This window comes from Streptosporangium sp. NPDC006930, from assembly GCF_040635605.1.
GTDB lineage: Bacteria > Actinomycetota > Actinomycetes > Streptosporangiales > Streptosporangiaceae > Streptosporangium.
On the sequence record NZ_JBEYID010000002.1, the window covers coordinates 425,765 to 450,162 of the forward strand.

Annotated in this window: 29 protein-coding genes and 1 tRNA gene; 16 read left to right on the forward strand and 14 right to left on the reverse strand. The window is 69.4% G+C overall.

The window, feature by feature from the left end; genetic code table 11:
* The first annotated feature begins 7 nt into the window (after positions 1 to 7).
* The 6 genes from ABZ664_RS05190 to ABZ664_RS05215 all read left to right on the forward strand — a co-directional run bounded on the left by ABZ664_RS05190 (position 8) and on the right by ABZ664_RS05215 (position 4,692).
* Complete coding sequence (locus tag ABZ664_RS05190; RefSeq protein WP_362503199.1) at positions 8 to 724, forward strand: ABC transporter ATP-binding protein; 717 nt, start codon at positions 8 to 10, stop codon at positions 722 to 724.
* Complete coding sequence (locus ABZ664_RS05195) at positions 721 to 1,443, forward strand: ABC transporter permease (RefSeq protein WP_362503202.1); 723 nt, start codon at positions 721 to 723, stop codon at positions 1,441 to 1,443. Before ABZ664_RS05190 ends, ABZ664_RS05195 begins: the two co-directional genes overlap by 4 nt.
* Entirely contained in the window at positions 1,440 to 2,762 is a 1,323-nt protein-coding gene (locus ABZ664_RS05200; RefSeq protein ID WP_362503205.1) for a sensor histidine kinase, read from the forward strand. The genes ABZ664_RS05195 and ABZ664_RS05200 overlap by 4 nt, the downstream gene beginning before the upstream one ends.
* A gap of 15 nt (positions 2,763 to 2,777) precedes the next feature.
* Entirely contained in the window at positions 2,778 to 3,404 is a 627-nt protein-coding gene (locus tag ABZ664_RS05205; RefSeq protein WP_362503208.1) for a response regulator transcription factor, read from the forward strand.
* A 331-nt stretch (positions 3,405 to 3,735) separates the two neighbouring features.
* The gene (locus ABZ664_RS05210) at positions 3,736 to 4,002 is read left to right on the forward strand and encodes a hypothetical protein (protein WP_362503211.1); all 267 of its coding nucleotides are present in this window, start codon (positions 3,736 to 3,738) and stop codon (positions 4,000 to 4,002) included.
* Between the two features lie 369 nt (positions 4,003 to 4,371).
* Positions 4,372 to 4,692, forward strand: a complete 321-nt coding sequence (locus tag ABZ664_RS05215) for a hypothetical protein (protein ID WP_362503214.1) — start codon at positions 4,372 to 4,374, stop codon at positions 4,690 to 4,692.
* Positions 4,693 to 4,826: 134 nt separating this feature from the next.
* On the opposite strand, the gene ABZ664_RS05220 is transcribed toward ABZ664_RS05215, so the two are convergent.
* From ABZ664_RS05220 to ABZ664_RS05240, 5 genes are all read right to left on the reverse strand, one after another.
* Complete coding sequence (locus tag ABZ664_RS05220; protein WP_362503217.1) at positions 4,827 to 5,222, reverse strand: VOC family protein; 396 nt, start codon at positions 5,220 to 5,222, stop codon at positions 4,827 to 4,829.
* Between the two features lie 191 nt (positions 5,223 to 5,413).
* Positions 5,414 to 5,486, reverse strand: a tRNA-Thr gene (locus tag ABZ664_RS05225).
* Between the two features lie 72 nt (positions 5,487 to 5,558).
* Positions 5,559 to 6,527, reverse strand: a complete 969-nt coding sequence (gene rlmB / locus ABZ664_RS05230; protein WP_350943169.1) for a 23S rRNA (guanosine(2251)-2'-O)-methyltransferase RlmB — start codon at positions 6,525 to 6,527, stop codon at positions 5,559 to 5,561.
* A gap of 23 nt (positions 6,528 to 6,550) precedes the next feature.
* Positions 6,551 to 7,948, reverse strand: coding sequence for a cysteine--tRNA ligase (gene cysS / locus ABZ664_RS05235; protein WP_362503220.1), 1,398 nt, complete (start codon positions 7,946 to 7,948; stop codon positions 6,551 to 6,553).
* A 103-nt stretch (positions 7,949 to 8,051) separates the two neighbouring features.
* Positions 8,052 to 8,456 carry a PPOX class F420-dependent oxidoreductase gene (locus ABZ664_RS05240; protein ID WP_362503223.1) on the reverse strand — a complete coding sequence of 135 codons (405 nt, stop codon included), beginning with the start codon at positions 8,454 to 8,456 and terminating at the stop codon, positions 8,052 to 8,054.
* Between the two features lie 82 nt (positions 8,457 to 8,538).
* Here ABZ664_RS05240 and ABZ664_RS05245 point away from each other — a divergent pair, with 82 nt between their 5' ends.
* Positions 8,539 to 10,071 (forward strand): hypothetical protein, encoded by a 1,533-nt coding sequence (locus ABZ664_RS05245; protein WP_362503226.1) that lies wholly within the window; start codon positions 8,539 to 8,541, stop codon positions 10,069 to 10,071.
* 602 nt (positions 10,072 to 10,673) lie between these two features.
* On the opposite strand, the gene ABZ664_RS05250 is transcribed toward ABZ664_RS05245, so the two are convergent.
* The 4 genes from ABZ664_RS05250 to ABZ664_RS05265 all read right to left on the reverse strand — a co-directional run bounded on the left by ABZ664_RS05250 (position 10,674) and on the right by ABZ664_RS05265 (position 12,464).
* The gene (locus ABZ664_RS05250; RefSeq protein ID WP_362503229.1) at positions 10,674 to 10,940 is read right to left on the reverse strand and encodes a GlsB/YeaQ/YmgE family stress response membrane protein; all 267 of its coding nucleotides are present in this window, start codon (positions 10,938 to 10,940) and stop codon (positions 10,674 to 10,676) included.
* A 92-nt stretch (positions 10,941 to 11,032) separates the two neighbouring features.
* Positions 11,033 to 11,299 carry a GlsB/YeaQ/YmgE family stress response membrane protein gene (locus ABZ664_RS05255; protein WP_350943160.1) on the reverse strand — a complete coding sequence of 89 codons (267 nt, stop codon included), beginning with the start codon at positions 11,297 to 11,299 and terminating at the stop codon, positions 11,033 to 11,035.
* A 206-nt stretch (positions 11,300 to 11,505) separates the two neighbouring features.
* Positions 11,506 to 11,964: a 2-C-methyl-D-erythritol 2,4-cyclodiphosphate synthase gene (ispF, locus tag ABZ664_RS05260; RefSeq protein WP_350943159.1), complete on the reverse strand. Its 459-nt coding sequence runs from the start codon at positions 11,962 to 11,964 to the stop codon at positions 11,506 to 11,508.
* A 17-nt stretch (positions 11,965 to 11,981) separates the two neighbouring features.
* Positions 11,982 to 12,464 (reverse strand): CarD family transcriptional regulator, encoded by a 483-nt coding sequence (locus ABZ664_RS05265; protein ID WP_030924410.1) that lies wholly within the window; start codon positions 12,462 to 12,464, stop codon positions 11,982 to 11,984.
* Positions 12,465 to 12,725: 261 nt separating this feature from the next.
* Between ABZ664_RS05265 and ABZ664_RS05270 the strand changes: the two genes are divergently transcribed.
* On the forward strand, positions 12,726 to 13,313 hold the full coding sequence (locus tag ABZ664_RS05270; RefSeq protein ID WP_362503235.1) for a copper chaperone PCu(A)C: 588 nt from the start codon (positions 12,726 to 12,728) through the stop codon (positions 13,311 to 13,313).
* Between the two features lie 233 nt (positions 13,314 to 13,546).
* Here ABZ664_RS05270 and ABZ664_RS05275 read toward each other — a convergent pair whose 3' ends face one another.
* A complete protein-coding gene (locus ABZ664_RS05275; protein ID WP_329089757.1) occupies positions 13,547 to 14,236 on the reverse strand; it encodes a response regulator transcription factor in 690 nt (229 codons plus the stop codon).
* Entirely contained in the window at positions 14,233 to 15,414 is a 1,182-nt protein-coding gene (locus ABZ664_RS05280) for an ATP-binding protein (protein ID WP_350943564.1), read from the reverse strand. The genes ABZ664_RS05275 and ABZ664_RS05280 overlap by 4 nt, the downstream gene beginning before the upstream one ends.
* 158 nt (positions 15,415 to 15,572) lie before the next feature.
* On the opposite strand from ABZ664_RS05280, the gene phoU reads away from it, so the two are divergent.
* Entirely contained in the window at positions 15,573 to 16,232 is a 660-nt protein-coding gene (gene phoU / locus ABZ664_RS05285; protein WP_362503239.1) for a phosphate signaling complex protein PhoU, read from the forward strand.
* A gap of 140 nt (positions 16,233 to 16,372) precedes the next feature.
* Here the strand turns inward: phoU and ABZ664_RS05290 are convergent, their stop codons facing one another.
* From ABZ664_RS05290 to mshA, 3 genes are all read right to left on the reverse strand, one after another.
* Positions 16,373 to 17,116: a phosphoglyceromutase gene (locus ABZ664_RS05290; RefSeq protein ID WP_350943156.1), complete on the reverse strand. Its 744-nt coding sequence runs from the start codon at positions 17,114 to 17,116 to the stop codon at positions 16,373 to 16,375.
* A 99-nt stretch (positions 17,117 to 17,215) separates the two neighbouring features.
* Positions 17,216 to 17,695 (reverse strand): YbjN domain-containing protein, encoded by a 480-nt coding sequence (locus ABZ664_RS05295; RefSeq protein WP_350943155.1) that lies wholly within the window; start codon positions 17,693 to 17,695, stop codon positions 17,216 to 17,218.
* A 174-nt stretch (positions 17,696 to 17,869) separates the two neighbouring features.
* Entirely contained in the window at positions 17,870 to 19,153 is a 1,284-nt protein-coding gene (gene mshA / locus ABZ664_RS05300; RefSeq protein ID WP_362503244.1) for a D-inositol-3-phosphate glycosyltransferase, read from the reverse strand.
* 107 nt (positions 19,154 to 19,260) lie between these two features.
* Between mshA and ABZ664_RS05305 the strand changes: the two genes are divergently transcribed.
* From ABZ664_RS05305 to ABZ664_RS05335, 7 genes are all read left to right on the forward strand, one after another.
* Positions 19,261 to 19,998, forward strand: a complete 738-nt coding sequence (locus tag ABZ664_RS05305) for an SDR family NAD(P)-dependent oxidoreductase (protein WP_362503248.1) — start codon at positions 19,261 to 19,263, stop codon at positions 19,996 to 19,998.
* 2 nt (positions 19,999 to 20,000) lie between these two features.
* Positions 20,001 to 20,792: a class I SAM-dependent methyltransferase gene (locus tag ABZ664_RS05310; protein ID WP_362503251.1), complete on the forward strand. Its 792-nt coding sequence runs from the start codon at positions 20,001 to 20,003 to the stop codon at positions 20,790 to 20,792.
* A gap of 120 nt (positions 20,793 to 20,912) precedes the next feature.
* Complete coding sequence (locus ABZ664_RS05315) at positions 20,913 to 21,287, forward strand: BlaI/MecI/CopY family transcriptional regulator (RefSeq protein WP_362503254.1); 375 nt, start codon at positions 20,913 to 20,915, stop codon at positions 21,285 to 21,287.
* Entirely contained in the window at positions 21,288 to 22,211 is a 924-nt protein-coding gene (locus ABZ664_RS05320) for a M56 family metallopeptidase (protein ID WP_362503257.1), read from the forward strand.
* Between the two features lie 313 nt (positions 22,212 to 22,524).
* On the forward strand, positions 22,525 to 23,055 hold the full coding sequence (locus ABZ664_RS05325) for a helix-turn-helix domain-containing protein (RefSeq protein WP_350943146.1): 531 nt from the start codon (positions 22,525 to 22,527) through the stop codon (positions 23,053 to 23,055).
* Between the two features lie 3 nt (positions 23,056 to 23,058).
* The gene (locus ABZ664_RS05330) at positions 23,059 to 23,529 is read left to right on the forward strand and encodes a hypothetical protein (protein WP_362503260.1); all 471 of its coding nucleotides are present in this window, start codon (positions 23,059 to 23,061) and stop codon (positions 23,527 to 23,529) included.
* Between the two features lie 419 nt (positions 23,530 to 23,948).
* Positions 23,949 to 24,278: a DUF2516 family protein gene (locus ABZ664_RS05335; protein WP_362503263.1), complete on the forward strand. Its 330-nt coding sequence runs from the start codon at positions 23,949 to 23,951 to the stop codon at positions 24,276 to 24,278.
* The last annotated feature ends 120 nt before the right edge of the window (positions 24,279 to 24,398 follow it).

The window sequence follows — 24,398 nt, forward strand, 5'->3', positions numbered from 1 at the left end:
TCGGAACATGACAGTCATCGAGATCGACGGCCTGCAAAAGAGCTATGGGGGCGGCAAGGCGGTGGACGGTGTCTCCCTGAAGGTGGAGCACGGCGAGATCTTCGGAATAGCCGGTCCCAACGGAGCGGGGAAGAGCACGACCGTGGAGTGCGCGTCGGGGCTGCGGCGGCGGGACGGCGGCACCCTGCGCGTACTGGGGCTGGACCCGGATCGCGACCGGCGCGCGCTGCTGCAACGCGTCGGCGTCCAGCTGCAGGAGGCCGCCCTGCCCGACGCGATCAAGGTCGGCGAGGCGCTGCGGATGTACGCCTCCTTCTACGACAAGCCCGCCGACTGGCGGAAGCTCATGGACGAGTGGGGGCTGGCGGACAGGAGGAGCACCCGCTTCGCGGGCCTGTCCGGCGGCTGGAAACAGCGGCTGTTCATCGCGCTGGCCCTGGTCGGCAACCCGGAAGTCGTCTTCCTCGACGAGCTGACCACGGGCCTGGACCCCTCCGCCCGCCGTACGACCTGGGGCCTGATCCGCGACATGCGCGAGCGCGGGGTCACCGTCGTTCTCGTCACCCATTTCATGGACGAGGCCGAGGCCCTGTGCGACCGCATCGCGATCATCGACCGGGGCCGCGTCGTCGCCGAGGGCGGCCCACGCGAACTGATCGCGAAGGGACGATCCGATTCACTGGAGGACGCGTACTTCGCTCTGACCGGAGGGGAAACGACGTGAAAGGCATCACACGAGTCATCGCGGTCGAACTCAAACTGATCGTGCGTGATCCGATGTCGGGGTTCTTCGCCCTCGCCTTCCCGGCCATCATGTTGTGGGTCAAGACGCGTACCGGCAAGACCCTTCCCGGCGGGCTGCCGGTCATCGACGCCACGGTGCCGATGCTGAGCGTCTTCGTTATCGGCCTGGCCGGGCTGGTCGTCCTCCCTGCCACGCTGGCGCAGTACAGGGAACGCCGCGTCCTGAAGCGGCTGCGTGCCACCCCCGCCTCGCCCGCGATGCTGGTCGGGGCACAGTGGGCCGCTCACACGCTGCTGGCCGCGATCGGGACGGTGTTGTTGATCGCCATCGGACTGGCCGCCCTCGGACTGTCGGTGCCGGCCGACGCCATGGGCTTTCTTCTGGCGTGGACACTCGGCGCACTGAGCCTTGGCGCCATCGGCCTCTTCATCGGCGCTCTCGTCCCGAACGGCCGCGCCGCGACCGTGATCGGGCTGAGCGTGTTCTTCCCGATGGTATTCCTCTCCGGTGCCATGATCCCCCGCGAGACCATGTCCGGCTCGATGCGCGCCATCGGCGACCTCACCCCCATGGCCCCCGTGGTCGAGGCGATCCGCGCCGCGTGGGAGGGCGATGCGATCGCCCCGGTCACCCTGGGGCTCATGGTGGCGACGGCCCTCGTCATCGGCGGCATCGCCGTCAGGGCCTTCCGGTGGTGACCGGCACCGACCTCGACACCTCACGCTGGGATCGCGCCCGGCTCGCCCTGCCATACGTGTTTCTCCTGCTTCCGACGGTCTTCTCCCTGCTGCGGGACTGGAGGCCGGAGGTGCTGGCACTCGCGGTGCTCGCCGGAGCCTGGCACTGGTTCATGGTGACCTCGCACCCCGCCTGGACCGAACGGCCGATCGCGATGGCCGTCCACTTCGCCGTGACGCTCGGTGCCATCGGGACGTTGATCGGAATCGACACGATGTTCACGGTGACAGGCGTGGGGGCGTTCATCCAGGCCTTCGCCCTGCTGCCCGGCCGGTGGGCGTACGCGGGTGTGGCCGCGACGGCCGGCGTGCTGGTCACCGTCACCCCTCGCCCCGGACGCTCCCCGGCCGAGATGCTCTACGCCTTCCTCGTCGCGACGCTGGTCGCCTCCGCGATCGGCCTGCTGACCCGGATCGTCTCCGACCAGAACGACCAGCGCAAAGCGATGATCCTCCAGTTGAGGAAGACCGGCGCCGCGCTCGCCGCGCTCGCGGAGGAGAACGCGGACCTGCAGGCCCGGCTCCTGACCAGCGCTCGTGAGGCCGGCGTGCTCGGGGAGCGGCAGCGGATGGCCAGGGAGATCCACGACACCATCGCGCAGGGCCTGACCGGCATCCTCACCCAGCTCGAAGCCGCCGACGACGTGCTCGACGACATACCGGCCGTTCGCGCGCGCCTGCACACGGCACGCACCCTGGCCAGGGAGAGCCTGAACGAGGCACGGCGATCGGTCCAGGGGTTGCGTCCGGCACCGCTGGACGAGGCCCAGCTCGCCACCGCCCTTCACGATGTCACTACCAAATGGTCACGAACCACCGGCAAACCCGCCTCCGTGTCGGTCACCGGAGACCCCCGGCCGCTGCACGCGGAGGTGGAGACCACCTTGCTGCGGGTGGCGCAGGAGGCGCTGGCCAACGTTTCGCAACACGCTGCCTCGGCCACCCGGGTCGGACTCACCCTGTCGTACATGGAGGATGTCGTGGTGCTGGACGTGCGCGACGACGGATGCGGCTTCACCCCCGGGGCGGCGGACACCTCGACCGCGAGCGGTTTCGGCCTCATCGCGATGCGCCAGCGAGTCACCCGGCTGGCCGGCGAGTTCGTGATCGAGACGGCCCCCGGCCAGGGAACGGGCATCTCGGCGACCGTCCCCGCCATTCCTCCCGCCGACACGGACGCGGACACAGACGCCGGCGCGGATGCAAACACGGACGCAGACACGGGCCCCGGCTCGTTCGGCCACCGCAGAAACCACCGAAACCACGGAAACGCGGTCTGAGACATGCCGATTCGTATGATCATCGTCGATGACCACCCCGTCGTCCGCGACGGGCTGCGCGGAATCTTCACCGGCGACGACGCCTTCGAGGTCGTCGGCGAGGCGGCCGAGGGGCCGGAGGCCCTCGCCGTCGCGCTGCGGACGAACCCCGATGTCGTGCTCATGGACCTGCGCATGCCGAAGATGAGCGGCGCCGAGATCATCCGCCGGTTGCGTGAACAGACGCCCGGCATCCACGTGCTGGTCCTGACCACCTTCGACGACGACGCCGACGTCCTGCCCGCGATCGAGCAGGGCGCCACCGGCTACCTGCTCAAGGACACCCCGCGCGCCGAGCTGCGTGATGCCGTACGGGCGGCGGCCCGCGGCGAGACGGTGCTGTCCCCCTCGGTGGCCGGCGTGCTGGCGCACAGGGTGCGCACGCCGAAGCAACGGGTGCTGAGCCGCAGGGAGATCGAGGTGCTCGGCCTCATCACCCGTGGCGCGACCAACCGCGAGGTGGCCGCGAAACTGTTCATCACCGAGGCGACGGTGAAGACGCATCTGCTGCACATCTTCGCCAAGCTCGGCGTCAACGACCGGGCGGCCGCGGTCGCGGCGGCCTACGAGACCGGCCTGCTCAAACCGGCCGTTTCAGAGTGAGCGTCGATTCCCGACTCCGAGGTTTCGCGACCGAAGGCCGGCCTCGAGGAGCCATCGGGTCATGCGCTGCCCGGTCCGAGGACCCGTCTGGCCGATCTCCATCCCAGCTCCAACACTCACCGACCGATCGCCACCCGGCACGCTACCGAACACCCGCCCCATGACCGCGTAACCGGCCTTTGAGGAGAATCGGCACCACCTTCGCTCCCAAGTGATCACTCCCAAGCCTGAGGCCTGATCGTCGCCCTCCGGCGGAACCCACTCGGACACGAGGTCGTTGCATTCCTTGGTGACCCCGCTGTGGCAGCTCTCATGAAGGAGTCGGACGATCATGAGCTTCTTTAAATCCAAGGACAAGGGACAGGAAATCACCGAGACCATCGAGCAGGCTCGGCAGGCGCACGCGGAAGGACGCAAGGTCTTCGTGTCCCGCCTTCGGATCGACTACAGCGGTTCCGGGGCTTCCACAAGCCCTGAGGCGGCCGATCTGATCGAGGGGATCGAACGTGAGGGGTGGACGCTCAGTCACGTGTCGGAGAGCGTGTACGCGGACTCCATCACACAGATGACCTGCATCTTCCACCACGGACAGCCGTAGAGCTCTGTACGGCGGGCCGACTGGGGGCGATGCACGGCGGCCCGATTCTCGCCGCCGTCCGGTGGCGTTCCTCCACTCGGGCCGATCTACCAGCACGCCGGCCCGCGCTGCGACAGGGGCATCACGGACGTTCGAGGTGGCCATGAAGAAGTCCGGTGGCGATCGCGCGACGCGTTCCACGCCTCGCGCTTTAAGGTGAGACCGTGAGCCGAGGGACGAACCCCGCCGACGCCGGCCTGGCGGTGCTCGTCGGGGTCCTGGTGGGCGTCGCGATGAGCGTGGCGACCAAGCCCGTCCCCGGGTCGCGGCCCCCGACGTGATCGCCTACGGTCTCGCGGCCGTCATCGGCGGCCACGCTGGAGGTATTCGATGATTCACCCTCCCGGTCCGCACCTCGCGCCCCGGCGTACCCCTCTCGACTCAGAGGAGAGTGCCCGGGCCGAGGCGAACTTTGCTTCCCTGGTCGTTCAGAACCTCGTCGCCAACGGGCGGTTCAGGATAACCGCCGACACCCCGGAGATGGTGGAGTTGTGGCAGAGGGTCGCCCGCCACGCGGGTGACATGCTCCAACGGCCCGTGGTCAGCTACGCCAACGGCAGAGACATCGTGATCACCTTCGACCAGGAGGAGACCCCACCGACCGGGATGTCCGCCCGGCACACGAGCGACCACCGGACGTCGTCCACGTAGCCGATCACCCCTGAACGGTGGAAGGTCACCACCGACATCGACCGGGCGGACGTTCGATCACCGTCAACCGCTCGGTGATCAGCCACAGCGCGATCGCGACCTGTACGGCTGTGATGGCTGCCCCATGGCCAGGGTCAGACCAGGCCCTGGTCGGTCCAGACGACGCCCTTGTTGCGGCACAGGCAGAAGGGGTGGCCGATCGGGTCGGTGTAGACCCGCCAGCCATAGCCGTTGGGGCCGATGAAGTCCTGCCGCAGCGTCGCGCCGAGGTCGAGGACGCGGCGCTGCTCGGACTCGATCTCGTCCACTTCGAAGTCGAGGTGGAACTGCTTGGGGTGCTCGCTGTCGGGCCACTGCGGAGCGCGGTAGTCGTCCACCCGGATGAAGGCCAGCTCGACCTCGCCGAACTTGATGCCGGCCCAGTTCTCGTCGCTGTCTTCCTTGATCGGGCGGCCCGTCACCTCAGAGTAGAAGGCTGCCAGCTTCATCGTGTCCGGGCAGTCGATGATGAAATCGGTGAGTTGCAGCATCCCGCGATTTTGCCACAAGCCAGGACCGCGACAAGGCCATCGCGGAGGCCCTGGGCAAGGCACTCAAAGTCGCACGCAAGACGTCCACGAAGAAGACCAGGGGCACGCGGGTGGCACGAAAAGGCAAAAAGTCCGCTTAACGATCAAAGGGCCAGGTCACCGTATGCCGGTTGACCTGGCCCTTTACTGCGAGCCGACGAGGGGAATCGAACCCCTGACCTACAGTTTACAAGACTGTTGCTCTGCCGATTGAGCTACGTCGGCACGGTCGCCAGTCGAGTGTAGTCGGCTCGCTCCCCGTACGTCACCGAGGTATGCCCCGCCGATTGCGAACCGTTAGGAACGGCGGTGGCGGGCGACCTCGTAGAGGGCGATACCCGCGGCTACGCCGGCGTTGAGGGACTCGGCGGCGGCCCGCATCGGGATGCGGACGACCAGGTCACACGCCTCGCGGACCAGTCGGGACAGGCCCTTGCCCTCGGAGCCCACCACGACGACCAGCGGGCCGTCGAGGAGGTTGGCCTCGCCGATGTCGACCGTGCCCTCGCCGTCCAGGCCGATCACGAACAGGCCCGCCTCGCGGTACTCCCGCAGGGTGGCGGTGAGGTTGGCGGCGCGGGCGACCGGCAGGGTGGCCAGCGTGCCGGCCGAGGTCTTCCAGGCCCCGCCGGTGACCCCGGCCGAGCGGCGGGAGGGGATGACCAGACCGTGGGCGCCGAAGGCGGTGGCCGAGCGGGCGATGGCGCCCAGGTTGCGGGGGTCGGTGACGCTGTCGAGAGCGACGATCAGCGGGACCTCCGCACCTTCCTGGGCGATGCGGACCAGGTCGTCGGGGTGGGCGTAGTCGTACGGGGGGATCTGCAGGGCGATGCCCTGATGGATCCCCCCCTCGGTGAGGCGGTCGAGCTTCTCCCTGCCGACCTCCAGCATCGCGATGCCCCGGGTGGCGGCGATGCGGACCGATTCCTTGACGCGGTCGTCGTTGTCGATGCGCAGGGCCACATAGAGCGTGCTGGCCGGGACTCCGGCCCGCAACGCCTCCACGACGGGGTTGCGCCCGCCGATGTGCTCGGGCGCGTCGTCGCTACGCCGGGTGCGGACCGGGGTGCGCGGGGAGGGAGACCTGCCGGTCCTCTCCTCGCGCTCGACCCGCTCGGTGCGCGCCTTGTCCTTGTGCCAGTGCCGCATGTGCGCCGGCGGGGTGGCTCCCCTGCCCTCCAAGCCTCGGCGGACGTTACCGCCCGTGCCCTTGGTCGGACTCTTCTTCTTCGCGGGTCGCCCGGACCCTTTACCCCCACCAGCCATGGTCTATAGCGTACGGCCTGGTTTCACCGCGAGAGTTCCCAGCGCGGGCCCTGAGGGGTGTCCTCGACGTGGATTCCCGCGTGGGAAAGCTGGTCACGGATGCCGTCGGCCGCCGAGAAGTCCTTGCGCGCCCGCGCCGCCTGCCGCTGCTCCAGCGCGACGGCGACCAGCGCGTCGACGGTCGCCCGCATGCCGGTCTCGCCGCCCGAGGAGCGCCACTGCTCCGAGCGCGGGTCGAGGCCGAGGACGTCGAGCATGTTCTGCGTCTCGGCGAGCAGCCTGGCGACCTGCTCCTTGTTGCCCTGGGCCAGCGCGACGTTGCCCTCGCGGACCACCTCGTGCACCACGGCGAGCGCCTGGGGGGTGCCCAGATCGTCGTCGAGGGCGTCGGAGAACGCCTGGGGAAGCGGCGCGTGCGCGTCGACGTCGTGGATGACCTCGGCCGCGCGGGTGACGAAGCCCTCGATCCGCTGGTAGGCCGAGGCGGCCTCGAACAGCGCCTCCTCCGAGTATTCGATCGAGGATCGGTAGTGCGGAGCCGCCAGGTAGTAACGGAGCTCGACCGGGCGAACCTTCTTGGTGACCTCGGGGACGAGCAGGGAGTTGCCGAGCGACTTGCTCATCTTCTCCGCGCCGATCTTGAGCATGCCGTTGTGCATCCAGTAGCGGGCGAAGCCGTCGCCCGCCGCCTGGGACTGGGTCAGCTCGTTCTCGTGGTGCGGGAAGATCAGGTCGACGCCGCCGCCGTGGATGTCGAAGGTGGCGCCGAGATACTTGGTCGCCATGGCGGAGCACTCCAGGTGCCAGCCGGGACGGCCCCGGCCCCACGGGGTCGGCCAGGTCGGCTCCCCCGGCTTCTCGCCCTTCCAGAGCGCGAAGTCGCGCGGGTCTCGCTTGCAGGAGTCGGTCTCGGTGTCGCCCGCGGCTCGCATGTTCTGGAGCTTCTGGTTGGACAGCGAGCCGTATCGGTCGGCGTAGGACATGACGTCGAAGTAGACGTCACCGCCGGAGGCGTAGGCGTGACCGGCGGCGATCAGCCGGTCCATCAGCTCGATCATCTCGGGCACGTGACCGGTGGCACGCGGCTCGACGGTCGGGGGCAGGCAACCCAGCACCTCGTAGGCCCAGGTGAAGGCCCTCTGGTTACGCTCGGCGACGGCGAACCACGGCACGTTCTCGGCTGCGGCGACCCTAATGATCTTGTCGTCGATGTCGGTGACGTTGCGGCAGAAGGTCACCTCGTACCCAGACCTGATCATCCAGCGACGGAGCACGTCGAAGTTGACGCCCGAGCGGATGTGCCCGATGTGCGGGGGAGCCTGCACGGTGGCACCACACAGGTAGATCGAGGCCCGGCCGGGTTCTACCGGGACGAATTCGCGGACGGTGCGTACGCTGGTGTCGTATAGCTGCAGGCTCACGAAGGCAAGGCTAATGCCTCACCTCGCCTCACAAACCGAGTTGCGGGACGTTGAAGACACTCAGCAGAGTGTTTTATGACCACTAGCGGTGAATGTCGCCCGACTAGTCCGTCGAAACAGCACCGTGATAGACCACGCGTTCAGGGACGATCCTGGCGATCAGCCTCTCCACCTCAGGCTTCTCCTCGACCCAGTCCTCACCGCGGTATTTGTGCGACATCTCCTGGATGAGCGCCCCGTCGGGATCGTCGGCGAGGGTGACCGTCCCCCGCACCTCGACATAGCGGTACGGGTCGGCGGGATCGAACACCACGATGGCCGTGCGCGGGTCGCGCGCGAAGTTGAGGCTCTTGCGCCTGCCCCTGATCGTCGAGAACACCACGTCGTTCCCGTCCGTCTTCACCCAGACGACGCTCGCCTGCGGGCTCCCGTCTTCGTTGAGACTCGTCACGGTCGCGAAGTTCGCGGCGTCGAACATCTCGCGTACGGAATCGGACAGTTCTGCCATTTCTTCGCCTCGATCGTTCTCTGTCGCCCTCGGAAAACTTCCCCGATCATGCTAGATGTCGATTCTGTAGGCTCAAAGAGCCATGGACGCCAAATCCCCCGGGGCGACGGGCTCGATCTCCCGCCCGTCCCCGCCCCCGCCACTGACCATCGCCGCCCCCGAGCCGAGCCGGATGGCCGTCGCCCTGCGCCACGCCGGGATCGTCGTCACCGGAGTCGGCGTCGCCGCCCTCACCGCGGCGGCCTGCGTGCTCTCCTTCGAGGATCTACGGGCTCTCGCCGTCGCGGGCAGGGCGACCGCCGACCTCGCGTACCTCTACCCCGCGGCCTTCGACGCCCTGCTCGTCATCGCGATGATCGGCGTACTGCTGCTGAGGGGCGGCTGGTGGCCGGTGCGGCTGCAGGCGGGCGTGATCCTGACGCTGCTGCTCGCCGGCGCGGTCGCCGCCGAGGTGGCCACCGCCATGCGGATGGCGGTGGACGAAGGGCGAGCGGCCGTCGTGGTCGCCGTCGCCCCCTGGGTGATGCTGATCCTGGCCCTGTGGCTCTGGCTCCTGCTGATCAAACACGCCGCCGCCCGGAGGGCCGCGGCCGACGCGGCCCTTTCCGGCCTGTCGTCCGAGCGCGACATCGTGCCGTTCCCCGAGGCGAACCGGGCGGCCACGGAGCGTTCGGGCGCGCCCGACACCGGGGAACGGTGGCAGGGGCAGGCCCCGCCCGCCCATCCTGAGCAGCCTGCCCGCCCCGACCACGGAGGCCACCCGGGTCACCCTGGCCAGCTGGTGCACCACCCCGCGGCCGAGATCATGCTGGACCCGCACGCCGCGCCTCCCCTGGAGACCGCACCGCACCATGACCTTCCGGTGGGCGAGCCGGTGGTCGGCCCCACGGCGGCGCCGGAGACGCCCGAGGTCGCCGACATCCCACAGGACCCTCAGGGACCTGCGGCTCCCCGTCCCGGCAAGCCGATGCGCTGGGGCGACCTGGTCAGGCCCCGCCAGGGCGACCTGCTCGTCCACCCGCCTCGTCCCGCCGTACGGACACCGAGCGAGGAGCCGGAGAGCGAGGGCAGGGTCAGCGAGCGGGTGGAGACCTGGGACAGCGACGCCGACCTCCCACCTGAGCAGGCCGCGGAAACGGACGGTGCGGAGGAGTCCGGTACGGCCGGGACCGGCCCGCGCGCCACGGCACGGCGCGGCACGGACGAGGAGGGCGAGCGCGACGAGGACACCCAGCCGTTCCTCGCCGTGAAGGACCACGAGGGGGACCGGCAGGACCGGCAGGACCGTCCGGCGAATGTCGCCCCGAGGGCCGCGACGAGGACGACCGCGAGGAAAACCGCGGAGAAGGCCCCGGCGAAGGCCACCGAGAGGGCTACGAGGAAGGCCCGAGGGGCGAGCGCCGAGACGTCCGAGGAGACGGCCGTGCGGGCGCCTGTGGCGGCGCGAGAGGCGCGCACGAGCGGAAGAAAGGCAGGGGCGCCCGACCTCGCGCACGGCGCCGAGGCCGCCGAGGCCGGGGAGGAGGCCGCGGCGCGGTCCTACGATGACGAGAACGGCACCGCGGCACCGCCCTCCGGGCGGATGCGCAGCACGCCCGTACCACCGGGCGAGTGAGGAACAGTTAGGAACAGGGGCGGACGCGGGTCACCCGTCGTACGCCCGTCGGGTCAGCTCCGGGGCCTGGGAGGAGCTGACCCGGTCTTCGGGCCGTCGGCTCGGCCGGATCTCCCCCGCGGAGATCGTCGAGCTCGGCTACGTGGTCGGCGTCGTCTCGGTCCCGCCGTACGCGCTGGAGACCCAGACGTTCGAGAACCACGTCTTCGGATGGTGTCCGTTCAGGCCTCGCGGCCGGGCCGCGAGGCCTGAACTCACCCTTCGGATGGAACGAACGGCGCGGCCTTCGGCCAAGACCGCCGTTCGCCACCCGGTGTTGGACCGGCCCGCAGCTATTCGCTCACACATGTGTGAGCGGCGCCCCGCTGCGGACCGGCGATTTGCTCCCCTCCGGGCCCGTGTCCTGGATCGGCCGGAAGCCGATTCGGCACGTTGCCTCGAACCGGCCGGAAACGGCCGAGACCCGCTCGGCATGCCAGACGGAGCCGAGCGGGTCTTCTCCTGGAGCACGGTGACATCGTCGGCACCGTGAGCACCTCCGGACCGGAGGGGGTCCAGTCGAGCCTCGGCGAGGTCACCGGGATCTTCACCCGGGTGTTCGCCTAAACCCTGGAACGCTTGAGACCGGCGACCAGGCCGACACCGACGACAGCCAGACCCACCTGCATGACGAGCTCGATCCAGTCGATACCGCTCGTGGTGGCGACGCCGAGACCCTGGGCGATGGCGGTGCCGATAAGCGCGGCGATGATACCGACGACAACGGTCAGAACCACTCCGATCGCCTGCCTACCGGGAAGCAGGAGACGGCCGAGGGCTCCGATGACCGCGCCGATAACGATTGCCCCGAGAATGGACGCGATAGTCATTTCAACCTCCCAGTGAGGGTGAGACCTTCACTCTCATGGGGAGGTGGCTACCCCCTGGGTCACGGATATGCCTGTCGGCGGCAAAAAATCCGTCAGTGCGTCTTTCTCGCCTGCATCTGGACGACGAGGAGCACCCCCAGCACCGCGAGTGCCAACTGGATGATGTGCTCCCACCAGTTGATCCCGCGCGTGTGGATCAGGCCGAGCGCCCCGGCGATCGCGGTGCCGATAAGCGCGGCCACGATGCCGACGATGAGCGTCAGGCCGATGCTGATGTTCTGGCGTCCTGGAAGAATGAGTCGCGCCAGGGCGCCGATGATGGCGCCGATGATGATTGCGGAGACAATCGAGACGATCATGTCTGGCTCCCCCTGTTACGAGACACGGTCACCAAGGGGTTACCCAGAGCATTCACTGATCACGCTAAAGAAACGATCACGCTGTAAAAAGGGGTGGCCCGTACCGCGCCAGGAAACGGGCCACCGCCTCGATATGGATCGACGAGCATTCCGCGCCGCTCGCCGGAACGTTTTCCACGTTCCGTATAGGAGACGTCCGGCACCCGCTACAGGTTCACCACGATCGCGGTCGCGACGGCGGCCACCCCTTCGCCCCGTCCGGTGAGGCCCAGCCCGTCGGTCGTGGTGGCGCTGACGCTCACGGGAGCCCCCACGGCGGCGCTGAGGGCCTTCTCGGCCTCGACACGCCGGGGAGCGAGCTTGGGACGGTTGCCGATCACCTGAACGGCCACGTTGCCGATCTCGAAGCCCGCGGCGCGCACCTTGCGGGCGGTCTCCTCCAGCAGGGCCGCGCCCGAGGCGCCGGACCACCGGGGGTCGGACGTGCCGAACAGGCCGCCGAGGTCACCGAGACCCGCCGCGGAGAGCAGCGCGTCACAGGCGGCGTGGGCCGCGGCGTCACCGTCGGAGTGGCCGGCCAGGCCGGTCTCACCCGGCCAGTGCAGACCCGCGAGGTGAAGCTCGCGACCAGAAGCGAACGGGTGGACGTCGACCCCGACGCCCACCCGTGGAAATGTCTTGTTCAGGAGTTGAGAACCTCGTCCAGCAGGGCCTCGGCCTTGTCCTCGTTGGTCTTCTCCGCGAGCGCGAGCTCGCTGACGAGGATCTGCCTGGCCTTCGCCAGCATTCTCTTCTCTCCCGCGGAGAGTCCGCGCTCCCTGTCTCGCCGCCACAGGTCGCGAACGACCTCGGCAACCTTGTTGACGTCACCGGACGCCAGCTTCTCAAGGTTCGCCTTGTAGCGTCGTGACCAGTTCGTGGGCTCTTCGGTGTGAGGCATTCGAAGCACGTCGAAAACGCGCTCAAGGCCCTCTTGTCCGACGACATCGCGAACACCCACGAGCTCTGCGTTGTCTGCCGGCACCTGGACGGTAAGGTCGCCCTTGTCGACCTTAAGAACCAGGTAGGTCCTTTCCTCACCCTTGATGGTTCGGGTCGTGATCGCCTCGATCCGAGCAGCCCCGTGGTGGGGGTAGACGACAGTGTCGCCGACCTGGAAAGTCATGTGACAAGTACCCCTTCCGCTGTACTCAAGAGTACCACGTATCCACAGCCTCCCGGAACAGTGAAATCACCATAACTGCAGGTCAAAGCCGCATCTTATGACTTGACAAGTGGCCAAGTGTATGAATCAGAGGGACAAAAAGCGCTTATGACCTGCGCTCCCCGCCTTCGGATGATGAGGCGGGTCGGCGGGAAACCCGGTGAACGTCGCCGATAGGGTTGCCCTTGCCCTATCTCACGCGTGACAAGGAGAACTCGCACCGTGACCCGCAACATCCGCCACCGGGCGATCGTCGCCGCGGCGTTCCTCGCAGCCGCTTCGGCACTGGCCGGCTGCGGTGCCGGATCCGACGCGATCACCAACAAGCCCTACTCGCCGACCGAGGCCCTCACGGTCAAGACGAACGGCATCGACATCTCCCAGGCCTTCTTCCTGGGGCCCGACTCGGGCGCGACGCTGCCGGAGGGTGCGGCCACCCCGCTCTACCTGTCGTTGATCAACACCAACGCGGGCTCCGACCAGCTCGTCGGTCTCGGCGTCGACCCCGCCCTCGGTACGGCGAAGGTGAGCGCGCCCGTGCCGCTCCCTCACAACCAGCGGGTGAGCGTCGGCAAGCCGACCCCAACCATCCTGATCGAAGGGCTGAAGAAGCCGCTCAGGGGCGGCGAGGGCGTCAAGGTGCAGCTGCAGTTCGCCAACGCCGGGATCGTGCAGCTCACGATCCCGGTGATCACCCGCAGCCGCGAGTTCACCGCCTACCCGCAGGCTCCCGGCGCCTCCGCGGCGCCCACGCCGTCGCCCACCCCCTCGGCCACCGCCACCGGCGAGGAGCACTCCTCCGGACACTGATCGCCGCTCCCGGTGAGGGCCTCCGGACACGCCGAGGGGCCGTACGGCGCGGGCACGCCGTACGGCCCCTCGGATCGTCCGGAGGCGAGCGATCATCCCGATGCGGACGTCACCGAAGCCGTCGCCTTCGCGGAGGCGAGTGATCACCCCAAAGTCGGCGTCGCGGAAGCCGGTCGCCTTCGCGGAGGCGACCGATCGTCGCCGGACGGGCGCCTCCGAGGCCGCGGAGAGACTCAGATCTCAGCGGGGTCGAACTTGTACCCCAGCCCCCGGACGGTGAGAATGCAGCGCGGGTTGGACGGGTCGGACTCGACCTTGGCCCGCAGCCGCTTGACGTGCACATCCAGGGTCTTGGTGTCGCCCACGTAGTCGGCGCCCCAGACCCGGTCGATGAGCTGGCCCCGGGTGAGCACCCGCCCGGCGTTGCGCAGCAGCACCTCCAGCAGCTCGAACTCCTTCAGCGGCAGCTGCACCGCCTCACCCCGTACGGCGACGATGTGGCGATCGACGTCCATCCTGACCGGACCGGCGGCCAGCACCGCCGACTCCAGCTCCTCCACGTCGCCCTGGCGGCGCAGCACCGCGCGGATACGGGCCACCAGCTCCCTGGAGGAGAAGGGCTTGGTGACGTAGTCGTCGGCGCCGAGCTCCAGCCCGACGACCTTGTCGATCTCGCTGTCCTTCGCGGTGAGCATGATGACGGGCACGTTGGAGCGCTGGCGGAGCGAGCGGCAGACCTCGGTGCCGGGCAGGCCGGGAAGCATCAGGTCGAGCAGCACCAGGTCGGCGCCGTTGCGGTCGAAGGTCTCCAGCGCTTCCGGCCCGGTGGCGGCCACGGCCACCTCGAAGCCTTCCTTGCGCAGCATGTATGACAGGGCGTCGGAGAACGATTCCTCGTCCTCGACAACGAGCACGCGGGTCACTGCGCGGCCTCCAGGGGGATCGTGGTCGTAGCTGGTTCCGTAACCGCCATGCCGCCGAAGGCGGGCAGGCGGAGGGTGAATGTGGAACCGGAACCTTCCTTGCTCCACACCGTGACCGCCCCGTTGTGGGAGGCGGCCACGTGCTTGACGATGGCCAGGCCCAGGCCCGTGCCACCGGTCGCCCGCGAGCGTGCCGCGTCGACACGGAAGAACCGTTCGAAGATCCGCTCCTGGGCGCTCTCGGGGATGCCGATTCCCTGGTCGCTCACGCTGATCTCGACGGATTCGGTGTTGGGGCCCGCCGCGCGGGCGCTGACCACGACCCGGGTGTGCTCGGGGCTGTAGGCGACCGCGTTGTCGATGAGGTTGCGCAGGGCGGTGACGAGAAGCTCGTCGTCGCCCCATATCCGCAGGCCCTCGACCCCGCCGGCGACGAGGGTGATGTCCTTGGCCGCCGCGGTGGTGTTGCAGCGGTCGATGGCCTCGTGGACCGCCTCGTCGATCAGAACAGGGCCGGGGGTGGGGATGGGCTCGGCGCCCTGGATGCGGGAGAGGGTGATGAGGTCCTGGACCAGGTAGGTGAGCCGGGCCGCCTCGTGTTGCATGCGCCCCGCGAAGCGGGTGACGGCCTCGGGGTCGTCGGCGGCGTCCTGGATGGTCTCGGCCAGCAGCGAGAGCGCGCCCACCGGCGTCTTGAGCTCGTGGCTCACGTTGGCCACGAAGTCGCGGCGAACCGCCTCGACACGGCGGTGCTCGGTCTGGTCCTCGGCGAGGACGAGCACCTGGCCGTGGGAGCCGAGCGGGGCGACCCGCACCGCGAAGCTGGTCGACTCCTGGCCGAACTTGTGGCCGGCCACCTCGATCTCGCTCTCGCGGATCTCGCCGTCCCTGCGCACCTTCCTGGCCAGTGCGAGCAACTCGGCCGCCATGAGGTGATCTCCTTTGACCAGGCCGAACGCGCGGGCCGCCGAGCTGGCGCGCAGCACGCGGTCCTCCTTGTCAAGCACGACCGCCGAGGACGGCAGCACGGCCAGCACCGAGGCGACCCCCTGGGGTAACGCGCCGGGCTCGACGCCGTAAACCGGTGTCATCGCTCTCCGCTGTCCGTGGTTCTGGCGGACGACCATCACGGCCAGCGCTCCCACGACGAAACCGGCCAGTGCGGCCAGGCTCGCCATCAGCTCACTCACGTGGTCCTCCCGTAGGCTTCACGTCCTCGATGGTAGGTCGGGGTTTTCCCGTTGGGGACGGCTAAAGGGGCATGACCACGGGCTTTCCCATAAAGTTCACTTTACGGTCGAGGTTCGTTCACCGTTACCGCCCTACCGTGAGTGGCATGCGCGACGCCTACCACGAAGACCTCGACGCCCTCACCGGACGACTGGTCGAGATGACCCGACTCGTCAGGTCGGCGATATCGCGGGCCACCACGGCCCTCCTGGACGCCGACCTCCACCTCGCCGAGAGCGTCATCTCCCAGGACGAGGAGGTCAACCGGATCTTCGCGGAGGTCGAGGCCACGATCTTCGACCTGATGGCGCGGCAGCAGCCCGTGGCCGTGGACCTCAGAATGATCATCGCGGCGCTGCGGATGGGCACCGACCTGGAGCGGATGGGCGACCTCGCCGAGCATGTGGCCAAGATCGCCAGGCTGCGCCACCCCGACTCCGCGATCCCGCCCGAGGTCCGCTCCACCATCCTGGAGATGGGCCAGATCGCCGAACGTCTCGTCACCAAGACCGGCAGCTGCATCGCCTCGCGCGACGTGGAGTCGGCCCTGGAGCTGGAGTCCGACGACGACGCCATGGACAGGCTGCACCGGAGGCTGTTCAAGATCCTGATGGCCCCCGACTGGAAGTACGGCGTCGAGCCGGCCATCGACGTGACGCTGATCGGCCGCTACTACGAGCGCTACGCCGACCACGCGGTCCGCGTCGCGCACGACGTGGTCTATCTGGTGACGGGCTCCCGTCCCCAGGACACCTCTGTGCTCTGAGTCCCCCGTCGGCCGATCCCCGCCGGTCTTCACGAACGTCTTCATGGAAAAAGGGAGAGAGGGAGGGCCCGCCGGATCCGGCGGGCCCTCCCTCTTTTTACGCTTTTTTGGACTTTTCCGTATTTTTCAGGACATGAGGGCTATTTGCCCTGGTTGGCCACGGCCTCGATGGCGGCCTCGGCCGCGGCGGGGTCGAGATACTGTCCGCCCTTGGTGACCGGGTGGAAGTCGGCGTCCAGCTCGTACCTGAGCGGGATGCCGGTGGGGATGTTGAGCCCGGCGATCTCGTCGTCGCCTATCCCGTCCAGGTGCTTGACCAGCGCGCGGAGCGAGTTGCCGTGCGCGACGACCAGCACGCTCCTCCCCTGCGCGAGGTCGGGCACGATCTGGTCGTACCAGTACGGCAGCATGCGCTCGACGACGTCCTTGAGGCACTCGGTCCTCGGCATCAGCTCGCTCGGCAGGAGCGCGTAGCGGGCGTCACCAACCTGGGAGAACTCGTCGTCGTCGGCGATCGGGGGCGGCGGGACGTCGTAGGAGCGGCGCCAGAGCATGAACTGCTCGTCACCGAACTCGGCCCGCGTCTGCGCCTTGTCCTTGCCCTGCAGGGCGCCGTAGTGGCGCTCGTTGAGCCGCCAGGACCGGGAGACCGGCAGCCAGAGCAGGTCCGCGGCGCCCAGCGCGAGGTTCGCCGTCTGGATCGCCCTGCTCATCAGGGAGGTGTGCACAACATCGGGCCGCACCCCCGCGTCGAGCAGCAGCTGCCCGCCGCGCCGCGCCTCCTCCTCGCCCTTGGCCGAGAGCCCCGCGTCCACCCATCCGGTGAACAGACCCTTCGCGTTCCACTCACTCTCACCGTGCCGAAGCAGCACCAAAGTCGACATGCCGACAAGCTTAGTGGGCGCCTGCTGGACGTTTCCGGACACTCCACCCGCCCCGGGACCGCCCGACGTACCGGGCGACCCGTTCTCGGGACGGCGTCCTCAGCGTTCGGGGTCGGCGAAGCGGGCGAAGGCCTGGAGGTTGGCGAGCGACTCGCCGCGCTTGGCGCGCCACTCCCACTCGCGCCGGATCGAGGAGGCGAAGCCCAGCTCGAGCGCGCGGTCGAAGCCCTCGTCCGAGTAGGTGAGCACGCACCCGAGGAGGCGATCGACCTCCTCGTCGGTGACCGCGGCCAGCGGGACACGGCCCACGAGGTAGACGTCGCCGATCGGGTCGAGGGCGAAGTGCACCCCGTACATGGAGCCGTTCTTGGTGAGGAGCCAACGGTAGAACTCGGCGTGGTTCTCGTCGGGTTGACGGCAGAAGAACGCCTCCACGTGCAGGGCCTGGTCACCGACGATCAACCAGGTCATGGTGGCGAGCTTGTGCTGGCCGGGCAGCCTCACCAGGAAGGCCCCCGGCCTGGGCTGCTCGTAGGAGGCGTCCGCGCTCTTCAGCGCCGCCTCGATCACTTCACGCATGGGCCCAGCTTACGAGCGGCTCTCACGCGCGGGCCGTCCCCGTCTCACGAGCCCCTCGGACGATGTGCCGGCGTCCGGGTCACACCCGCCTCGTGAGCGGCGGGATCCGGAGGCCGCGTCACCACCCTCGCAAGCGGAGTCCGGAGGTCGCGTCGACGGCCTCGCGAGTGGTCCTCACGAGTTGACCGCGACCGGGAGCCGGTGCAGGTTCGCCATCGCCCCGGCGTAGACGTCCGCCAGCCGGGCCGCGGTGGCCGACCAGCCGAAGGCCGCCGCGTGGGCCACCGAGCCCGCCGACAACGTCTCCCGCCACGCGGGCTCGTAGACGAACCTGGCGAGCACCCGCGCCCAGTCGTGGGGGTCGTGCCCCTCGACGAGCACCCCGGACACGCCGTCGCGTACGGCGGTGCGCAGCCCGCCTACGGACGCGGCGGCGACCGGGGTGCCACAGGCCTGGGACTCCAGGGCCACCAGGCCGAACGACTCGTTGTGGGAGGGGACGACGGTCACGTCGGACGCGCGGTACCAGTCGACCAGCTCATGCTGGGGCGCGGGGGGAACGATCCTCACCACGTCGGAGATCCCCAGCGAGGCGGCCACGTCGTTGAGGTAGGAGGGCCTGGCCAGGCCGTTGCCGCTGGGGCCGCCGACACAGGCGACGACCAGCCTGGACCTGAGCGAGGGGTCGTCGATGAGCATCCTGGCCGCGGCGCGCAGCAGCACGTCCGGGGCCTTGAGCGGTTGCACCCTGCCCACGAACAGCAGCACGTGCGCGTCCTGCGGCAGCCCGAGCCGGCGCCGGGCCGCCCCCTGGGAGGCGGGCTGGAAGACTCTGAGGCTCACACCGGGGTTGACGACCTCCACACGGGCGGGGGCGGCGCCGTACAGCTGGACGAGCTCCTCGGCCTCGGTCGGGGTGTTGGCCACCAGGCGGTCGGCGATGTCCACGACCTGCTGCTCGCCCAGTACGCGGGCGGCGGGCTCCGGCCTGTCGTCGGCGGCGAGCAGGAGGTTCTTCACCCTGGCCATGGTGTGCATGGTGTGTACCAGCGGCAGGCCCCAGCGTTCCTTGGCCAGCCAGCCCACCTGGCCGGAGAGCCAGTAGTGGGAGTGGATGACGTCGTAGCGGCCCGGCTCGTACATGGCCTCGGCGCGCAGCACGCCCGACAGGAATGCGCAGAGCTGGCCGGGCAGGTCTCCCTTGTCCAGCTCCTCGTACGGTCCGGCGGTGACGTGGCGGACGGAGACACCTGGAACGATCTCCGCGACCGGTGGCAGATCCCGGGATGTCTGCCGGGTGAAGATCTCCACCTCCACCCCGAGTTCGGCCAGGCGTTTCGCCACCTCGACGATGTAGACGTTCATCCCGCCCGCGTCCCCGGTCCCCGGTTGATCCAGGGGAGACGTGTGCATGCTGATCGTCGCGACCCGGTTGACCCGCCGTCGCCTCACCGACACCACCTCCGAGAGGGCTCAACCACCGGATAATCCGCAACATTCCCGACACATGGCCTCTCCGAGTCCGGACGGATGGGTCCCGAGGGCTCCTGGCAGGATGAGGGGCCATGAAGAGGACAGCTGTGGTGACAGGGGCCAGTAGCGGAATCGGCGAGGCGACGGCCCGCAGACTCGCCGCCGAGGGCTTCGACGTGGTGGCCGCGGCGCGGCGCAGGGAGCGGCTCGACGAGCTGGCCGCCGAGGTGCCCGGCATCCGCCCGGTCACCCTGGACGTGACGTCGCAGGAGTCGGTGTACGAGCTCGCCGCCTCGCTCGACCGCTGCGACGTGCTGGTCAACAACGCCGGTGGCGCGATCGGCCTGGAACCCGTGGCGAGCGGGAAGGTGGCCGACTGGCAGCGGATGTACGACGTCAACGTGCTCGGCACGCTCCGTGTCACCCAGGCCCTGCTGCCCAAGCTGGTCGCGTCGGGCGACGGCGTGCTGCTGATGCTGACCTCGGTGGCCGGGCTCGTCTCCTACGAGGGCGGCGGCGGATACAACGCGGCCAAGCACGCGCAGACCTCGATGACCGAGGTGCTGAGGCTGGAGCTGGTCGGACAGCCGGTCAGGATCGTCGAGGTCGCCCCCGGGATGGTCCACACCGAGGAGTTCTCGCTGAACCGCTTCCGCGGCGACTCCGCCGCCGCCGACCGGGTCTACGAGGGCGTGCCCGACCCGCTCTCCGCCGACGACGTGGCCGACGCCATCGCCTGGTGCGTGACCCGCCCGGCCCACGTGAACATCGACCGCCTCGTCATCCGCCCCCGGGCCCAGGCCGCCCAGCACAAGGTCCACCGCGTCTGACCGTGCCGAAGCCGATAGGAGAGATCACCAGGGGGACCACGGGGCACAACCGGCTGCGCCGGGCCGACCGCTGGATCGTCGCCGCGCACGGCCGCGCGCTGCGCTCCGCCGTCCGCCCTCTCGTGGTCGACCTCGGGTACGGGGCCTCGCACACCACGACCCTGGAGATGTTCCTGCGGCTGCGCGCGGTCTGCCCCTCGGTCGAGGTCGTCGGCGTCGAGATCGACCCGGCCCGGGTGGCGGCGGCCAAACCGTACGAGCGGCCGGGACTGTCCTTCGCGCTGGGCGGCTTCGAGCTGCCGGTGGCGAGGCCACCCCTGTTGATCAGGGCGTTCAACGTGCTGCGACAGTACGAGGAGGCGCAGGCGTGGGGATACTGGGCGATGCTGTCCGAACGGCTCGCGCCGGGCGGGATGATCGTCGAGGGCACCTGCTCGGAGGTGGGCCACCGCGCGGTCTGGGTGGGGCTCGACCGCTCGGGGCCGCGGACACTCACCATCTCGGCCCGTTTCGACTCCTTCGAGCGCCCCTCCGACCTGGCCGACCGGCTGCCCAAGACGCTCATTCACCGCAACGTCCCCGGTGAGCCCGTCCACGCCTTCCTGCGCGACTTCGACCGCGCCTGGGCGGTCAACGCCCCCCTGAGCTCGTACGGTTCCCGGCAGCGCTGGATCGCCGCCGCGGGAACGCTCGCCGGGACCTGGCCGCTCGCCGAGCGTCCCCCGCTGGGCGGCCGGTCGCGCTGGCGGCTCGGCGAGATCACCCTGCCCTGGTCCGCGGTCGCTCCGCGATGATCGCGAAGTGCGCCCCGGCGACGACGGGGGTGGGATAACACATGGTCAAACGCGTGTGACGCACATCACTCGACAACCCGTAGTACTACCCCTCGTGGTGCGGGAGTTAGGCTTGGATGCGTGAAGGGTCTCGGCGAGCTTGAACGCAGCATCATGGACATCATCTGGGCACAGCCATCCTCTGTGACGGCGCGGGAGGTCGGGCGTCTCATCGCCGACCGCGACCTGGCGCCCACCACTGTGATGACCGTGCTCGACCGACTCACCCGCAAGGGCTTCCTGCTCCGCACCCGCGACGGGCGCGCGTGGCGGTACGCACCGGCGGAGAGCCGCGACGCCTACATCGCGGAGCTTATGCTGGAAGCGCTGGATCTGACCGGTGACCGGTCGGCGGCCCTCACCCGGTTCGCCCAGGCCGTCACCGGCACCGAAGCCGACATCCTGCGCAGGGCCCTGACGGACCTGGAGGAGCTGGAGGAGCTGGAGGACGAGTAGATGACCGCGGCAGCGCTGGCGACGCTCGCCCTGGTCTGCGCGGTCGGCGCCTGGCGGTTCACCCGGGCTCGATGGACCTACCGCGCCCCGCACGTGGCCATCGTCCTGTGGCAGGCGCTCGGGGTCACCTGGGGCCTCGCCGGGACGGGCGCCCTGCTCGGTTACGCGCTCGAGCCCTACGGCGAGGGCGTGCTGCACGGCCTGCACGAGTTCGCGATCTCCGCGTTCGGCGCCGGGGAGGAGCTTCCCAGGCCGTACGACATGCCGAGGATCCTCGCGCTCGTCGCGGGACTGACCGCGCTCGCCGTGCTGATCCTGGTCCTCCTCGCCGCGGGCGCGCAGACGCTCCGCGCCCGCAGGCGCCATCGCACCCTGCTCGCCCTGATCGCGAGGGAGGATCCGGTGATCCCCGGCGTGCGGGTGCTCGACCACCCGGGTGCCACCGCCTACTGCGTGCCCGGCCTGCGCTCCCAGGTGGTGGTGAGCGAGGGGGCGCTGAAGCTGCTCTCCGCCGACGAGCTGAGCGCGGTGCTCGCCCACGAGGCCGCCCACGTGCGTGAGCGGCACGATCTGGTGCTGCTGCCGTTCGCCGCGCTGCGCAGGGCACTGCCCTGGTCGCGCGTGGTCAGGGACGCGCAGGGCGAGGTCGGGTTGCTCGTGGAGATGGCCGCCGACGACGTCGCCCGCCGCGGCTGCTCCGCACGCCGCCTCGCGACCGCCCTGCTGCGCTTCGGCACCGCGGGCGCCGTCCCGGCCCCGCACGGCGCGCTGGGCGCCACGAACTCCGCCGCCGCCGTGATGGCCAGGGTCGAGCGTCTGGTGAACCCGGTCCCGGTCCTGCCGCGCGGGGTGCGCTACGCCATCGTCGCCTTCTCCGTCGCCCTGACGTCCTCGGCGCCGCTCTTGTGGCTAGTCCCGTACTGAAGTCGGCGCCGCTCTTGTGGCTAGTCCCGTACTGAAGTCGGCGCCGCTGTTGTGGCCGGTCCCGCATCGAAGAACCCGCATCGGGCTCCTTACCGGGCGCGGCGACCGTCGCACGCACGGCACCGAGACCCCCGTACGAGTGCGGTCCCGCGTTGGGCCTCCGTGAAGGTACGACGGATCCGCATGCCGAAACCGGGGGCCGCCCTGGTGATGCGGCCGGTTTCATCCAGGTTTAACCAAGCTCACCCCAAAGTGCTTGCAAGTGTTAGCCAACCCGTTTGCAATTGCAAGCACCGTGCGGCAGACTCGAACCATGGCACTACCCAAGGTCGGTTCGATCGGTGAGTACATCCGCGAGCAACGCACGCACGCGAAGATCTCCCTTCGGCAGCTCGCCGCGGCGGCAGGGGTCTCCAACCCCTACCTGAGCCAGATCGAGCGCGGGCTGCGCAAGCCCAGCGCCGAGATCCTGAACCAGATCGCGAAGGGCCTGCACATCTCGTCGCAGGCGCTCTACGTCCAGGCGGGCCTCATCGAGGAGCGCGAGCCGGACAGCGACGTGCTGACCGCGATCAGGGCCGACCATCTCATCACCGAGCGCCAGCGCCAGGTGCTGATCGACATCTACGAGTCGTTCCGCAAGGAGAACCAACAGGCCGAGGCCCCGGACGACGACGCGCAGACCTCCCAGAAAGCGCCTCTCGCACCGGAGCCCCGGCGAGGTGACGCGGACTCCTCGTCTGACGACGAGGTGCCGCTCCCGAAGGAATACCTCACCGCGTTGAAGCCCTACGCGGCCCCTCCGAGCAACGGCCACATCACCAAGGAAACCAAGGAAGGTTAACCCATGCCCATCACCACCGAAGTCAAGAAGCTGGCCGAGTCCAAGCCGTTCTACGCCGTCGCCGGGGCCGGCGACTTCGCCGTCGAAAAGCTCCTTGAGCTTCCCGAGCAGATCCACAAGCTGCAGGGCCGCCGTGAGGAGATCCGCGAGGCCGCGAAGGACCTCCCGGAGAGGGCCAGGCAGCTCGCCGGAAAGGCCGAGGTCTACGCCAAGGACTTCCCCGTGAAGGCGCGCGACTACGCCGACCACATCGCGGGCAGGGCCAACGAGCTGTACGAGGAGTTCGCCAGCCGCGGCCGCAAGGTCGTCTCCAAGACCAGCGGCGAGATCGCCCTGGAGCTGGAGGAGGTCTCCGAGGCCGCCGAGCCCGCGATCACCTCCGCCCGGACGCCCAGGAAGGGCACCCGCACCACGAAGTCGGGCACGTCGGGCACGACGAGGACCTCCAGGACGTCCGGCACGACCAAGAGCTGAGCGAGCCCTTCGCGAAACCTTCTGACCGGTCCGGCGGACCTCACGAAAACCCCAGACCGGCCCCCGCGGACTCGCCACCGCTTCGCGCGGCCGGGCCGTGCACGAGCTCGCGGCCGCCTCCACAAACCCCGTGAGGTGGCGACCGGACGACGCTCCGGTTCCAGGACCCGTTCCGGCACGGCCGGGGCGGGTCCTGTGGCGTCCTGGGACCGTGCCGGGGGCGAGCGAGATCGACGTGATGGGGCGCGAGAACGAACCACCGGCTCTGGCCGGTACGCGGACGCGGGGACGAGCCGTCCCGGCCGGCACGGGCAGGAAACGAGCCACCGGCCCCAGCCGGTAAGAGTCGAGGGCGGCGCGAACGGGACTTTCGGCATTAGGCTGAGGGAGACCGGCGAGGCGAACGTTCTGGAGAGACGATGATCGAAATCCACGGTGCTCTGGACCTGGTCTTCTGGATCCTGGCCGTCGGAGTGTTCGCACTGTCGGGCTGGGCGCTCATCCACGCGGCGAAGACCCCGGCGCGGGCGTTCGCGGCCACCGGCAAGCAGACCAAGAAGCTGTGGCTGGTCATCCTCGGGCTGGCGGCGCTGTTCGGCTTCGCCGCCGCGGTGCAGTATCTCAGCGTCCTGAGCATCTTCACGATCGCGTCCGTCATCGCCTCGGGCATCTACCTCGCCGACGTGCGTCCCGCCGTGGGGGAGATCGGCAGGGGCGGCGGCAACCAGGGGCCGTACGGACCCTGGTGACGCGGGGACGCGCCATGGTGCGGCTCGCACGGGGTCAGGCGACCGGAGTGCGTACCGACCCCGGTGACCGGACCGCGTCATCGGCGGCTTCCTCGACCGCGCCGTGCGACCGGGGTCCGT

Excerpts from the sequence above, each read along its gene's own strand:
- ABZ664_RS05280 (WP_350943564.1), bottom strand. The coding sequence starts at position 15,414 with ATGGCGAGCCTGGCCGCACTGGCCGGTTTCGTCGTGGGAGCGCTGGCC.
- ABZ664_RS05325 (WP_350943146.1), top strand. The coding sequence starts at position 22,525 with ATGGCACTACCCAAGGTCGGTTCGATCGGTGAGTACATCCGCGAGCAA.
- ABZ664_RS05305 (WP_362503248.1), top strand. The coding sequence starts at position 19,261 with ATGAAGAGGACAGCTGTGGTGACAGGGGCCAGTAGCGGAATCGGCGAG.
- ABZ664_RS05215 (WP_362503214.1), top strand. The coding sequence starts at position 4,372 with ATGATTCACCCTCCCGGTCCGCACCTCGCGCCCCGGCGTACCCCTCTC.
- phoU (WP_362503239.1), top strand. The coding sequence starts at position 15,573 with ATGCGCGACGCCTACCACGAAGACCTCGACGCCCTCACCGGACGACTG.
- ABZ664_RS05245 (WP_362503226.1), top strand. The coding sequence starts at position 8,539 with ATGGACGCCAAATCCCCCGGGGCGACGGGCTCGATCTCCCGCCCGTCC.
- ABZ664_RS05240 (WP_362503223.1), bottom strand. The coding sequence starts at position 8,456 with ATGGCAGAACTGTCCGATTCCGTACGCGAGATGTTCGACGCCGCGAAC.
- ABZ664_RS05255 (WP_350943160.1), bottom strand. The coding sequence starts at position 11,299 with ATGATCGTCTCGATTGTCTCCGCAATCATCATCGGCGCCATCATCGGC.
- ABZ664_RS05295 (WP_350943155.1), bottom strand. The coding sequence starts at position 17,695 with ATGCGTGAAGTGATCGAGGCGGCGCTGAAGAGCGCGGACGCCTCCTAC.
- ABZ664_RS05220 (WP_362503217.1), bottom strand. The coding sequence starts at position 5,222 with ATGCTGCAACTCACCGATTTCATCATCGACTGCCCGGACACGATGAAG.
- ABZ664_RS05320 (WP_362503257.1), top strand. The coding sequence starts at position 21,288 with ATGACCGCGGCAGCGCTGGCGACGCTCGCCCTGGTCTGCGCGGTCGGC.
- ABZ664_RS05205 (WP_362503208.1), top strand. The coding sequence starts at position 2,778 with ATGATCATCGTCGATGACCACCCCGTCGTCCGCGACGGGCTGCGCGGA.
- ABZ664_RS05190 (WP_362503199.1), top strand. The coding sequence starts at position 8 with ATGACAGTCATCGAGATCGACGGCCTGCAAAAGAGCTATGGGGGCGGC.
- ABZ664_RS05335 (WP_362503263.1), top strand. The coding sequence starts at position 23,949 with ATGATCGAAATCCACGGTGCTCTGGACCTGGTCTTCTGGATCCTGGCC.
- ABZ664_RS05330 (WP_362503260.1), top strand. The coding sequence starts at position 23,059 with ATGCCCATCACCACCGAAGTCAAGAAGCTGGCCGAGTCCAAGCCGTTC.
- ABZ664_RS05290 (WP_350943156.1), bottom strand. The coding sequence starts at position 17,116 with ATGTCGACTTTGGTGCTGCTTCGGCACGGTGAGAGTGAGTGGAACGCG.
- ABZ664_RS05250 (WP_362503229.1), bottom strand. The coding sequence starts at position 10,940 with ATGACTATCGCGTCCATTCTCGGGGCAATCGTTATCGGCGCGGTCATC.
- ABZ664_RS05265 (WP_030924410.1), bottom strand. The coding sequence starts at position 12,464 with ATGACTTTCCAGGTCGGCGACACTGTCGTCTACCCCCACCACGGGGCT.
- ABZ664_RS05210 (WP_362503211.1), top strand. The coding sequence starts at position 3,736 with ATGAGCTTCTTTAAATCCAAGGACAAGGGACAGGAAATCACCGAGACC.
- rlmB (WP_350943169.1), bottom strand. The coding sequence starts at position 6,527 with ATGGCTGGTGGGGGTAAAGGGTCCGGGCGACCCGCGAAGAAGAAGAGT.